The organism is Emticicia agri (genome assembly GCF_004168285.1).
Taxonomy (GTDB): Bacteria; Bacteroidota; Bacteroidia; order Cytophagales; family Spirosomataceae; genus Emticicia; species Emticicia agri.
On record NZ_SEWF01000018.1, the window covers coordinates 73,425 to 86,489 of the forward strand.

At 38.8% G+C, this 13,065-nt stretch carries 10 protein-coding genes; 5 read left to right on the top strand and 5 right to left on the bottom strand.

What is annotated here, in order from left to right; genetic code table 11:
• Nucleotides 1-95 precede the first annotated feature (95 nt).
• Entirely contained in the window at nucleotides 96-2,891 is a 2,796-nt protein-coding gene (locus EWM59_RS13705) for a helix-turn-helix and ligand-binding sensor domain-containing protein (RefSeq protein WP_130021546.1), read from the top strand.
• A 57-nt stretch (nucleotides 2,892-2,948) separates the two neighbouring features.
• Here the strand turns inward: EWM59_RS13705 and EWM59_RS13710 are convergent, their stop codons facing one another.
• Genes EWM59_RS13710 through hisG form a run of 4 tightly spaced genes read right to left on the bottom strand, consistent with a single transcriptional unit; the run spans nucleotide 2,949 to nucleotide 6,735 of the window.
• The gene (locus tag EWM59_RS13710) at nucleotides 2,949-4,220 is read right to left on the bottom strand and encodes a Xaa-Pro dipeptidase (RefSeq protein ID WP_130021547.1); all 1,272 of its coding nucleotides are present in this window, start codon (nucleotides 4,218-4,220) and stop codon (nucleotides 2,949-2,951) included.
• A 52-nt stretch (nucleotides 4,221-4,272) separates the two neighbouring features.
• Complete coding sequence (hisD, locus tag EWM59_RS13715) at nucleotides 4,273-5,541, bottom strand: histidinol dehydrogenase (RefSeq protein WP_130021548.1); 1,269 nt, start codon at nucleotides 5,539-5,541, stop codon at nucleotides 4,273-4,275.
• Nucleotides 5,542-5,847: a phosphoribosylpyrophosphate synthetase gene (locus EWM59_RS13720; protein WP_130021549.1), complete on the bottom strand. Its 306-nt coding sequence runs from the start codon at nucleotides 5,845-5,847 to the stop codon at nucleotides 5,542-5,544.
• An 18-nt stretch (nucleotides 5,848-5,865) separates the two neighbouring features.
• Complete coding sequence (hisG, locus tag EWM59_RS13725) at nucleotides 5,866-6,735, bottom strand: ATP phosphoribosyltransferase (RefSeq protein ID WP_130021550.1); 870 nt, start codon at nucleotides 6,733-6,735, stop codon at nucleotides 5,866-5,868.
• A gap of 445 nt (nucleotides 6,736-7,180) precedes the next feature.
• Here hisG and EWM59_RS13730 point away from each other — a divergent pair, with 445 nt between their 5' ends.
• Both EWM59_RS13730 and EWM59_RS13735 read left to right on the top strand, forming a co-directional pair.
• Nucleotides 7,181-9,037: a CocE/NonD family hydrolase gene (locus EWM59_RS13730; RefSeq protein ID WP_130021551.1), complete on the top strand. Its 1,857-nt coding sequence runs from the start codon at nucleotides 7,181-7,183 to the stop codon at nucleotides 9,035-9,037.
• Nucleotides 9,038-9,430: 393 nt separating this feature from the next.
• Nucleotides 9,431-9,889 carry a hypothetical protein gene (locus EWM59_RS13735; RefSeq protein ID WP_130021552.1) on the top strand — a complete coding sequence of 153 codons (459 nt, stop codon included), beginning with the start codon at nucleotides 9,431-9,433 and terminating at the stop codon, nucleotides 9,887-9,889.
• Between the two features lie 145 nt (nucleotides 9,890-10,034).
• Here EWM59_RS13735 and EWM59_RS13740 read toward each other — a convergent pair whose 3' ends face one another.
• Nucleotides 10,035-10,343 (bottom strand): hypothetical protein, encoded by a 309-nt coding sequence (locus EWM59_RS13740; RefSeq protein WP_207219985.1) that lies wholly within the window; start codon nucleotides 10,341-10,343, stop codon nucleotides 10,035-10,037.
• Between the two features lie 141 nt (nucleotides 10,344-10,484).
• On the opposite strand from EWM59_RS13740, the gene EWM59_RS13745 reads away from it, so the two are divergent.
• Both EWM59_RS13745 and EWM59_RS13750 read left to right on the top strand, forming a co-directional pair.
• Nucleotides 10,485-10,784, top strand: a complete 300-nt coding sequence (locus tag EWM59_RS13745; RefSeq protein WP_130021553.1) for a DUF6660 family protein — start codon at nucleotides 10,485-10,487, stop codon at nucleotides 10,782-10,784.
• A 101-nt stretch (nucleotides 10,785-10,885) separates the two neighbouring features.
• Nucleotides 10,886-13,048, top strand: a complete 2,163-nt coding sequence (locus tag EWM59_RS13750; protein WP_130021554.1) for a TonB-dependent receptor — start codon at nucleotides 10,886-10,888, stop codon at nucleotides 13,046-13,048.
• The last annotated feature ends 17 nt before the right edge of the window (nucleotides 13,049-13,065 follow it).

Genomic DNA, 13,065 nt, shown 5'->3' on the forward strand with positions numbered 1-13,065 from the left:
AATACTACATCATTTTGCCTGTTTTATAGGTTTTTTCGTTATTTTTACCACATCATTAAAAAAAACAGCTCATTAAACACTTGCTCTTTAAAAAATTGAATAAAATTCTTAGCTGCTGGCTGCTTGTGCTACTTTGGAATATTTCCTATTCGCAAAGACTGGCAGATTTGTGCCAACCAGACTTATTCAATTACTCACACCAGATTTATAAAGCCCATCGGCAGAACTGGGGTATTGCCCAGAACCCCGTGAACAGGTTCATGTATTTTGCAAACTCTAAAGGCCTATTAGAGTTTGACGGAACTCAATGGACAACCTATGAGCTACCTGCCAAACAAATTGTGAGGTCGGTTATCTGTGATAAAACCGGAAGGATTTACACAGGTGCTCTGGGTGAATTCGGGTATTGGGACAAATCGGCTGACGGCTCGCTTTCCTATCATTCGCTGAAACCCCTTATCAAAGAAAGCCAGTTTAATCAGGAAGAAATCTGGCATATCGTAGAAACCTCAAACGGCATTATTTTTCAGTCGTTTGCTTATATGTTTCTTCTTCAGAACAATACTGTTAAAAAACTACCTACACCCGGTAATATCCTTTTTGCTTTCGATGTAAATGGTCGCTATTTTCTGGAAGTACTCGAAAAAGGCTTGTACGAAATCATCAATAATCAGTTTGTTTTTGTTCAGAACAGTGAATTTCTAAAAAATGAGTCTGTACACACCATTTTACCTACCAATGATATTTCAGGTTTTCTTGTCGGCACCAGTAAAGGAATATATATCTATAATGGCAGTAGCTTTAAGCCTTTCAATCAGCAATTGCAGTTGTTTGTTCAGCAAAACCAGCTCAATGGTGGCGTAAGGCTTACCAATGGAGGTTATGTATTCGGCACCATACTAAATGGTATGGTCATTACAGATGCACAGGGTACTATTACTAATAATTTCAACCAGAAGAATGGTTTACAGAATAATACAGTGCTTTCGTTACAGAGCGATGAAAAGGGAAATGTGTGGTTGGGCTTAGACAAAGGTATCTCTATGATAGCATTAAGTTCGCCTTTTAAATACTTTGAAGACATTGAAGGAGAATTAGGAACGGTGTTCGACGCAGCTATTTTTCAGAATAAATTATACCTGGCTACCAATCATGGGGTATTTTATACCTTGTTAGATGGGCGTAACCGACAATTCAGTCTGGTTGCCAATACACAAAGCCAGACCTGGGATTTAGAAGTAATTGACAACCAATTGTTGTGCGGGCATAACAATGGCACTTTCAGGATTGATAACCTGAAAGCCACTCCTATCTCTACTATTACAGGTGGTTTAGTTATCAAGCCTTTGAAAAACTACCCTAATCATCTGATACAAGGTACTTATACCAAATTGTGTATTTACCAGAAAGATAAATCAGGTAAATGGGTTTTCTCACATACAATTGATAACTTTTCGGCTCCTATTAAGCAATTAGAAGAAAATGAAAATGGCGAAATTTTTATCAATACTTTAAACAATGGCATTTTCAGGTTACAATTATCTGCCGACTTACGGAAGATTGACAAACAAACAGCCATTCAGCAGGATTTTGTCCCTAAAAATCTGACAAGAATCCGAAATAAAATTGTAGTAACCAGTAATAAAGGTGTTTTGGAATACCATGACAATAGTCAGACTTTCCAGCCGATAGTGGCACTTAAAAACCATACGAATATTCAGAAAATATTTACTATAAGCGATAATGAACAATGGTATCTAAAAAACAATGGTTCGTTCGGAATGGTGTCGCCACAAAATGTCTGGTTAGAATTACCTTTAAAAAAAGACACCTGGGTAAGCGATTATGAAAACTTAAAAGTATTTGGCTCTACATTTCTTTTTTGCAAAGAAAACGGCTTTACCATTCTTGACCGCAACAGCATTCTGAACCTTTTAGGGGTAAAAGGCAGAAAACCTATTATCAGAAGTGTAAAAGTAGAAAACCACCCGGAGTTATCTCATTTTTTTACAGACAACTCTACTCCACAAAATATGACATTTAAGTATAACCAGAACACTTTACTTTTTACTTTCAGCTCTACCGACTATACCTCTTCGGTCAAATTCAGTTATTGGTTAGAGAACAATATGATGAGGTGGTCAGAGTTTTCGGAAAATTATGAAAAAGAGTTTAACAACCTGTCTCCCGGCTCATATACCCTTCATTTACTCACCAATACAAGTGATGCCGAAACTGTACTTCATTTTATCATTAATGACCCCTGGTACTGGAATCCCTGGAGCAAGACGCTGTATCTGTTATTGTTCATAGGTATCTATTATTATTTATACAAACTGCACCTGAAAAGGTTGAAAGACCAGAATCAGCAACTGGTAAAAGAGAAAGAAGAAGAATTAAAACGACAACAGGAAAAAAGTAAGCAGGAAATTATTACGCTACGTAATGAGCAATTAGAGCAGGATATTATCCGCAAATCCGAAGAGTTGGCTAATTCTACTATGCAATTGATAAAAAAGAATGAATTGTTGCAACAGTTAAAAGCAGAAAGTCAGGAATTAGAGGGAAATATCAAAGCCGGTTCACTCAACCATATTATTAAGTTAATTGATAATAATATTTCATCAGGCCATGACTGGCAGGTATTTGAACAGAACTTCAATCGGGTGCATGAAGAGTTTTTCAAAAAGCTATTAGAACGTTATCCTGATTTATCACCGGGTGATTTAAGGCTCTCTGCTTATTTGCGCATGAACCTTTCGTCAAAAGAAATTGCCCAGTTATTAAATATTACTTACAGAAGCGTGGAATTGAAGCGATACCGACTCAGGAAAAAACTGAATCTGGAAACAGAAGAGAATTTAGTAGAATGGCTGATTGGAGAGTTTTGATAGAAAAGTGCCTAACTCTAATCTTAAAGATAGGCACTTTTCTATATCTATAAATCTTTATTGATTCCTATAAACTTTTCCGTCTTTCATTACAAAAGTCAGCTTCTTTTCAATTACCGTTACATCTTGTTGCGGGTCTCCATCAATGGCAATTATATCAGCCCATTTTCCTACTGCAATAGAGCCTGCTTTGTCTTTAATACCTATCAAATCAGCCGCATTGATAGTAGCAGCCTGTATAGCCTGAATAGGTGTAAGGCCATATTTTACCATATAAAAGAACTGCTTAGCATTATCTCCATGCGGATATACGCCCGAATCAGTACCATAAGCAACTTTTACACCTGCTTTGACAGCTTTCTGAAAATTCTCTCTTTGAACCCTACCCACCAGTTTTTCTTTGTCAATAATTTTTTGAGGAACACCCATTTTCGAATATTCTGACAGAATATAATCATCGTTATATATATCAGCCACCAGATAAGTGCCTTTTTCTTTCATCAGGCGAATTCCTTCATCATTCAGGAAACTTCCATGTTCAATTGAGGATACACCCGCCTTAACTGCCATATTAATTCCTTCTGCACCATGTGCATGTGCGGCCACTTTTTTACCCCACAATTTTGCTTCTTCCACAATAGCATTCATTTCTTCTTGTGAATACTGTGGTGCCCCTACTGATTCTTCTTCTGTTAAAACTCCGGCTGTTGCGCCAAACTTGATTAAATCAGCGCCATATTTAATATTCTTACGCACCATTTTCCTTACGCCATCTACCCCATCAGCCACACCAGATTCCTGCTGAAAATGGACATAAGGAGAAAAACCTGTTAAATCTCCGTGGCTTCCGGTTGCTCCTATAAAAAATCCGGCCACATATAATCTTGGCCCTTCTACCTTGCCTGAATTAATGGCATTGCGTAAAGCAATATCGATATATTCGCTGGCTCCTACATCACGGCAAGTAGTGAAACCTGCCTGCAAAGTCCGTTTGGCATAGATATGTGCGGTTATGGCTACATCAATCGGAGATTTACGAAATAAGTCTTCCATATAATTTTCCGGCTGAAAAGTGATATGCGTATGGCAATCTATCAAACCCGGTAAAACCGTTTTTTTACTTAAATCTATTACCTGTGCGTTAGCAGGGATTCTTACATTACCTCCTACTTCGGTTATCAGATTATCTTTGATAAGAATTACCTGATTATCGAAAAAGATTCCTTTTTCACTATCGAATAATTTACCTGCTTTGATAGCAGTAATTTTTTCCTGAGCAAAAGCATAAGTACAAATAATACTTAATAAAACACAAAGGAAATTTTTCATGAGTTCAGCAGGTATAAATGATGGTTAATTGATTGATAGTTAAAATCAACTTTTAAGATAAACTCTCAACTCTCAGCGTTACGGCACGCTTGTGGGCTTCCAGCGATTCTGCTTCGGCCATTAATTCAACCGTTTTACTGATGTTTTTAATCCCTGTTTCTGATATTTCCTGAAAGGTTATTTTTTTTACAAAGCTATCTAAGGATACTCCACTATAAGCCCGGGCATAACCGTTGGTAGGCAAGGTATGATTAGTACCTGAAGCATAATCGCCACACGATTCAGGGGTATAATTGCCTAAGAACACCGACCCTGCATTCACAATTTTTTCGGCTACTTCTGCATAATTCTCAACAGATAGAATCAAATGCTCGGGTGCATAATCATTAATGAGGTCAATACACTCTTTTTCGCTTTCCAACAAAATAATTTTTGAGTTTTCGATAGCCTGTGCTGCCAGTTCTTTTCTGGGTAAACGATTCAGTTGCCCGGATACAGCCAAATTAACAGCAGAAACCAGTTTCTTACTCGTAGTTACTAATAGTACCTGACTATCGGCTCCATGTTCGGCCTGTGAAAGTAAATCGGAAGCGACAAAAGACGGAACAGCTGTATCATCGGCCATTACGGCTACTTCTGATGGCCCAGCAGGCATATCAATGGCTACGCCCTCTTTACTCAATAATTGTTTGGCCGCCGTAACATACTGATTTCCCGGCCCGAATATTTTATAAACCTGTGGTATAGTTTCTGTGCCATAAGCCATAGCGGCTATGGCCTGTGCCCCTCCTACCCTGAAAACCTGCGTTACACCTACCAGTTTGGCGGCATAGTAAATAGCAGGGTGATTGCTTGGTGAACATAGAATTACTTCCTGACATCCGGCAATTTGGGCTGGTACGCCCAACATCAGCACCGTTGAAAAAAGTGGGGCTGTGCCACCGGGAATATAAAATCCTACTTTCTGAATCCCTACGTTTTTTCTCCAGCATTTAATGCCCGGCATGGTTTCAATCACCTGAGGTTCTTGCTGCTGGGCTGCATGAAAGGTATATATATTATGGTAGGCCTGTTTTATAGCCGTTCGCAGTTCTTCTGATAGTTGTTGTTCGGCTGCATCAATTTCAGATTGAGATACCTGAATAGTCTCTAAAGTAACCTTATCAAATTTCAGCGCAAATTCTTTGAGTGCCTGATCGCCTTCTGCTTTTACTTTGGCCAGAATCGGCTGTACTTTCTGTTCAATAGCTGCCATCTCCTGTACAGGTCGTGCCAGTAATTGTTTCCACTCAATGCGTGGAGGAAAAGAAACTATTTTCATTTATCGAATAATTTTCAGTTTTTCAACCAGTTGCGCCGATACGCTTTCGGCATATACCCCATACGCATTTATTAAAACACCTTTGATATTCTCTGACGTTGATGAGATAGCGTACACAATTACTTCATCATCAGGGTTGGTTTCTCCTTCAAAGCGATATACCTCATCAATCTGAAATTCGTCAGGTTGCAGACTCGTATGGTTGGTGTGGCAATACAATACTTCGTCTTTCAGATTAAAATTATGGTCATAGCCCTTGCCTACTAAAGCATTTATGGCATCTGCGGAGGTGTCATAGGTAGTCATGGGAACAATAATTTTGTGTTAATAAATCATTTTTTCGATCGGAATCACCAAAATACCTTCTGCACCTGCCGCACGAATCGCTTCAATATTTTCCCAGAACTGATTTTCTTCCAGTACCGAATGAATAGAACTCCAGCCTGGCATAGCCAAAGGCACAATGGTTGGGCTCTTCATGCCGGGAATCATATTGATAATATCGTTCAGTTTTTCATTAGGCGCATTCAGCAGAATGTATTTGTAATTCTGAGCAGTTTGTACTGCTCTTATTCTGAATAACAATTTATTAAGCGTTTCGTGCTTTTCTTTAGCTAATTTTTTATTAGCAATCAGAATAGCTTCCGAACGAAAAATAGCCTCAACCTCTTTCAGTCCATTACTCAGCAGCGTACTCCCCGAACTCACAATATCACAAACCCCGTCGGCAAGGCCAATGCTTGGCGCAATTTCAACCGAGCCACTGATTTCATGTATCTCAGCTTTTACACCCTTGCTTTTCAGGAAATTGCCCAGAATACGCGGGTAAGAAGTAGCAATGCTTTTACCCTGAAAATCGTCGATGCCGCTGTATTCTACGCCACGCGGTACGGCGATAGATAAACGGCATTTAGAAAAACCTAACCGATAGGTTACATCAGCCTTCCGGTTTGACTCCACAAATACATTCTCGCCTACAATTCCTATATCGGCAACGCCATCTTCTACGTAGCCCGGAATATCATCATCTCGTAAAAAAAGAAACTCTGCGGGGAAGTTGGAAGAGGAGGTTTTGAGTTTGCCTGTACCACTCTCGAATTTAATACCACATTCTTTAAAAAGTCCAAATGAGTCTTCGCTTAATCTTCCTGATTTTTGTAGGGCTATACGTAAAATTGAATCTTTATTTAACATTTATTTGCGGTTTCAATGAAAAGTCTGCAAAAATACGTTATGGAACGGTTTTTGCAAAGAGATTACTTAGTATAAAAAAAAAGTTGCATTTTTAATATTAATTTAACTTGAAACTTTTTGGTTTATACAGTAACTTTACCTCGTCGTTAAGAGTTTCCAAAACTATCCTAAACACTAAAGTACATCTAATAATCTATGAGACAACCGGTACAACTCAGTTACCGTTCATCCCGTGCGGTAACCCACGCTAAAACCAAAAAGGTAATTTCAGTAATCATCATTGCATCAATCTGTTTGTTAGCAATATTTTTCTGATTCTAAGTGAGTGAAACTGTAGAGCACATAATCGAAAAATTATGTGCTCTTTTTGTAAAATGCCCTCTCTTTCGGCTAACTTAGCACCCGATTTTTTTACTCTTATCCTTACATTCTAAACTGACACTTCATGAAGAAAATTCTCTTTCTTGTGCTATGCTCCTTTGCGGCATTTGCACAAGCCGACTACGTGAAACAAAATTACAATAAGTACGAATACAAGATACCCATGAGAGATGGCACCAAGCTACACACAGCCGTGTATGTGCCAAAAAATGCTTCTGAAACGGTTAAGTACCCGATTATGATGCAAAGAACCTGTTACAGTGTAGCTCCTTACGGCGAAGACAAATATCCGTTCCGGTTAGGTCCTTCTACTTTTTTAATGAAAGATAAATACATTTTTGTGTATCAAGATGTAAGAGGCCGTTGGATGTCGGAAGGTACATGGACAAATATGACACCTAATAATCCGGGAAATGACGATAAAACAGCACCTGATGAAAGTTCGGATACGTATGATACTATTGAGTGGCTGCTGAAAAATGTCAATTATAATACAGGTAAAGTCGGACAATGGGGGATCTCCTATCCGGGTTTTTATACAGTAGCAGGAGCGGTTGATGCGCACCCAGCCTTGAAAGCATCTTCGCCGCAAGCCCCGGTTAGTGATTTCTTTTTTGATGATTTCCATCATAATGGTGCTTTTATTCAGGCGTATCTGTTTACCTTCCCCGTATTCGGTATTCAGCACTCTGGCCCTACCTCTAAAGAATGGTACGCCAGCCAGATGATAAATACCAGTAATATGCGTGATGGCTACCAGTTTCAGTTAGACTTAGGCCCTTTAAAAAACGTACAGAAATATTACAAAGATAATTTTTACTGGCAGGAAACCGTTGACCACCCCAACTATGACCAGTTCTGGCAAAAAAGAAGCATACTACCTCACCTGAAAAATGTAAACCACGCCGTTATGACCGTGGGTGGCTGGTTTGATGCTGAAGATTTATACGGCCCGTTGAATGTTTACAAGAAACTGGAAAAGAATAATCCGGATACTTATAATACCCTCGTAATGGGGCCGTTTGGGCATGGCCGATGGTCAGCTGAAACAGGTCATACTTTACATAGTAATGTTTATTTCGGAGATAGTATCGCTACTTTCTATCAGAAGAATATCGAAGCACAGTTTTTTACGCACTTTCTGAAAGGACCAGCAGACGGCAAAACAGGCTTACCAGATGCTTACTTGTTTGATACAGGCGCTAAAGAATGGAAACAATTTGACAAATGGCCGTCAGCCTCTGCTCAGAAATTGACTTTTTATCTGAATAGTGATGGCAAACTTGACCAGACAAAACCTGCCAAAGTATCTGCCAGCACTTATATAAGCGACCCTAAAAAACCAGTACCTTACAGCGAAGACTTAACATCCATGACCGGTTTTACGCCTTTCAATTATATGTCAGAAGACCAACGTTTTGCGGCTAAAAGACCCGATGTACTGGTATTTGAAACAGATGTATTGACAGAAGATATAACTTTGGGCGGTGAGATTTTTGCCAAATTAAAAGTAAGCACCACTGGAAGCGACGCCGACTGGGTTGTAAAACTGATAGACGTGTATCCGGCCAACGAGCCTAATCACCCTTATATGCCAGATAAAAAAATGATGATGGCTAATTATCACCAGATGGTACGCAGTGAGGTTTTAAGAGGTAGATTCAGAAATAGTTTTGAAAAACCGGAGGCTACTGTACCTAATAAAGTAACAACTATTAATTTCCAGCTACAAGATGTATTGCATACTTTCAAAAAGGGGCATAAAATACAAATTCAGGTGCAAAGTACCTGGTTCCCTTTAATTGACCGTAATCCGCAGAAGTTTGTACCTAATATTTTCAAAGCCGACGAAGCAGATTTTATCAAAGCCACCCATAAAGTTTACTCTGATTCTAAAATCGAAGTAGAGGTGTTAAAATAATTTTTGATGGAAAATAAAATTTTTAGCACAAATGCTACCGCCTGATAATTTCTGGCATGGGTTTTGGTATTACTTAGTTACCTATACGAAACGATTGAGGAGATGCGAAAAGGTAACTAATCTATCTTGAAAATATTATGATTATATATTAAAAATTTTATTACTCCAACCGACACTCTTCAATTGTCGATGGGTAAGATTCATCGTGTATTAAACAAAAAAATCGCCGCATATTGTGGCGATTTTTTTTATAGCCATTCATGATTTAACTATTAAGGCAAATCAGAAATTACTTATTTCTGTTGGTTAAGTGTCATTCCTGATTTTCAGAAACGCTGGCATAACATTTTAGGATAGGATTTGTTAAAATACAAATTAAACTAAAATGACACAATGATTGAGAATAACAATGCGTTGGCTGGCAAATTGCCTAAAACGCCTTATCCGGAATTAAAAAAACTGCAGCCACTGGTTGGTAAATGGAAAATCTCGGGCGATGATGGATTACAGGCAACGTCTACCTTTGAGTGGATGGAAGGAGGCTTCTTTCTGGTTCATCATTTTGACCTCATACAAGGAGAAGAACGGCATAAGGGAGTAGAATACATTGGTTTTGATGAAAATACACAAACACTAAGGTCAAGGCTAATGGATATAGACGGAAGTAATTTTTCTTATACTTATGATATAGAGGGCCATACCATGTGGTATTGGTTTGGCGATAGAGGTTCTAATAATTACAGTAAGTCTGTTTTTACAGAAGATTTTAAATCTTATGAAGGAAAATGGCGATGGCCAATGCCGGATGGTTCAACCGGAGGATACAGTTTCAAGGCCGAACGTATGGATTGAATAGTAATACACATGAGTTATCCCGAATTCTGATTGAGAGATGAACAAAATAATGTGGCCAAATAATTAGAGATGGCTAACCTAATTAGGTAGATCGGTATCGAAGCATTTTGGTACCGATTTCCTGTTCTAAGACACCATTTTTTTAAAGATCAACATGATTTATGCGAAAACCAGCTTGCTCTTTCATCATCATTAAAACGGCTCTTGCCTGTAATGGGCAAAATGGCAAATTGCCCATATCGTTTATCCACTGACTTAGCTGATGTGTCTTTTTAAATTCTGTGATTTTGTCGGCATCAAAGGTATTAACAGCCGACAAAATCATTTTTGAGGTTGTACCCATCAAAGTATTGACAAAATCAAGAAGCGCATTGGGTTTCGGCTGCCGGACAGAGAGATGACTGATAAGAGAAAGAACAATATAGCTAAGAGTTTTCTTCACATGAGCCATTCATTTAGGTTGAGTCTGCAAAAGTATTAAATTAACACCCTGACTGATACACAGGGCAAAAAAATAAATATTTTTCTTGCACTCCTGTTGCATGGGTTTGTTCCCTACATTTGTTGCATGAATCGGTTTGCTAACATATTTATGAGTTTTTACCTGCTTTTTTTAGCTTGTATGCCTTGTCATGATACGGCTGCAAGTGTAGTAGAAGCCGCTCAAACCATAGTGTGTAGCCATTCTGATTCTCAGGCTTGCCACGGAGACGATTCAGATTTGTGTTCACCCCTTTGTAGCTGTGCCTGCTGTGGTACTATAATGATTTCGCCCTATTTGGCACAAGTACCTGTTTTTAAGGATGCCTATGCTAAAGTAACTTTCGCTTACGAAATCAAAGATACCTCCAATTTTATTTTCTTGCGCTGGCAACCGCCACAATCAGTTTAATACGACTTATTGACGCATCGACCGGAAGAACCCGGTTGATTAATAGTGCTTGCTTTTATCAGTAAGCCTTAAAGTTTATTGTATTAACAAAATTATGGCAAATGAACCGAATCATCTTAGTATATATATTTATTCTGATTACACACCTCAGTTTTGCACAAAACCAACCTGCAATTATTGTAAAAGACAGCAAAACAAAAGAGCCTTTGATTGGCGCAACAGTTACCATTAAAGGAACAAGAATTGGCGGAACAACGGACATTGAAGGCAAAATCAGTCTGAAAAGCGTTGCAAATGGCGAACGAACCATTCTTGTTTCATTTATTAGCTATACAAATGCCGAACAGAAAATCACTTTCCCGGTTAGTTCAGACATAGAGGTACTGTTGGAGAGTGCTCATGAAGAATTAGAAGAAGTAGTGGTTACTACTACCCGTATCAGTCGTAATATTGAAAATATTCCTACCCGTATTGAGGCTATATCCTTAGAAGAAATTGATGAAAAAGCCAATATGCGACCCAATAATGTATCTATGATTCTGCATGAAAGCACAGGCATACAGGTACAGCAGACCAGCTATACATCGGCTAATCAGAGTATCAGGATTCAAGGGCTTGACGGAAAATACACCCAGATTCTGAAAGATGGTTTTCCGACTTTCGGTGGGTTTTCGAGTGGATTAAGTTTGTTGGACATTCCGCCTTTAGACCTTCGTCAGGTAGAAATCATCAAGGGTTCGGCTTCTACACTTTACGGTGGTGGGGCTATTGCAGGGGTTGTTAATTTTATTTCTAAAGAGCCGAGGGAAAAACAGGAGTTTTCTGCGATTATTAACCAGACAAGTACCGGAGGAGGAACTAATTTCAGTGCATTTTCGGCCAAGCGAAATAATAAAATTGGCTACTCTGTACTGGTTTCGGGTACAATTCAGAAACCTTATGATGTGGACAAAGACGACTTTACTGAAATTCCGAAGAACCGGGATTTAAACATTAACCCACGTCTATTTGTCTATTTCAGTGATAAGACCAAACTGATAGCTGGCAATTCGACTACTTTTCAGAATCGTTTCGGGGGTGATGTATTCGTGATTAATGGGAAAGCCGACAGTCAGCATACTTATTTCGAAAAAAACGAATCGGTGCGCAATATTTCAACCTTGCAGTTGAGTAATCAGATTTCTGAAAACAAACAGTTTGTTTTTAAGCAAAGTTTCAGTGTTTTCGACAGGCAAATTAAAGTTCCCGGATATAATTTCAGAGGTTTGCAAACCAATGCTTATACCGACTTTTCTTTTATATCGCACAAAAACAATCATGACATTGTGATAGGTGCCAACCTGATTTTTGACGATTTCAAGGAAAAAGAAAGCCTGAAACCACGCACTGAAAATAATTTTATTGCAGGTGCCTATATACAGGATAACTGGGATATAACAGAAAAATTTCTGATGGAAGGCGGATTCAGGCTTGACTATGCCAAACGATATGACGTTTTTCCTTTACCCCGATTCTCGGCCTTATATAAAATTTCAGAGCATTGGAGTAGCCGCCTGGGTGGTGGATTAGGCTATAAATTGCCGACCATGTTTACGGAAGCTACCGAAACATTGGCCTTTCAGAATGTGCTGGCAATTAACACCCAGGCAAAAGCTGAAAAATCGTATGGAAGTACTTTTGACTTTAACTACCAGAATACTTTCGGCGATAATTTCAGTATTACAGCTAACCAAATGTTCTTTTTTACCCGGATTAACGAACCTCTGGTGCTCAGAACAAATGCCATTGGTGAGCTTTATTTTGAAAATGCTGCAAAGCCTGTATTGTCAAGAGGTTTTGAAACAAATCTGAGGTTTACCTTTGCCGACTGGGTGAAGTTTTTTGTTGGCTATACCTTTACCGATGCCAAAGCTACTTATAAAAACACCAATCAGACAGTTCCTTTATTGCCTAAAAACAAAGTAAATATGGCACTACTGGCTGAGAAGCACCGTAATTTCAAGGTTGGCTTAGAGGGATATTATTCAGGCAGACAGGTATTAAGCGATGGCCGCTTAACCCCGCAATACTGGGAGTTTGGCTTATTTTTAGAGAAAACTTTTGGTAAAATCACCGTATTTGCCAATGCTGAAAACTTTACAGATACCCGACAAAATCGCTTTGAAAAAGTGGTATTCGATGCCCACAACTCTCCTAAGTTTAATGAGGTTTATACACACACAGAAGGGCGTTCATTCAACGGGGGAATTAAGATAAAGTTGTAAATGTTAATTAATAATGG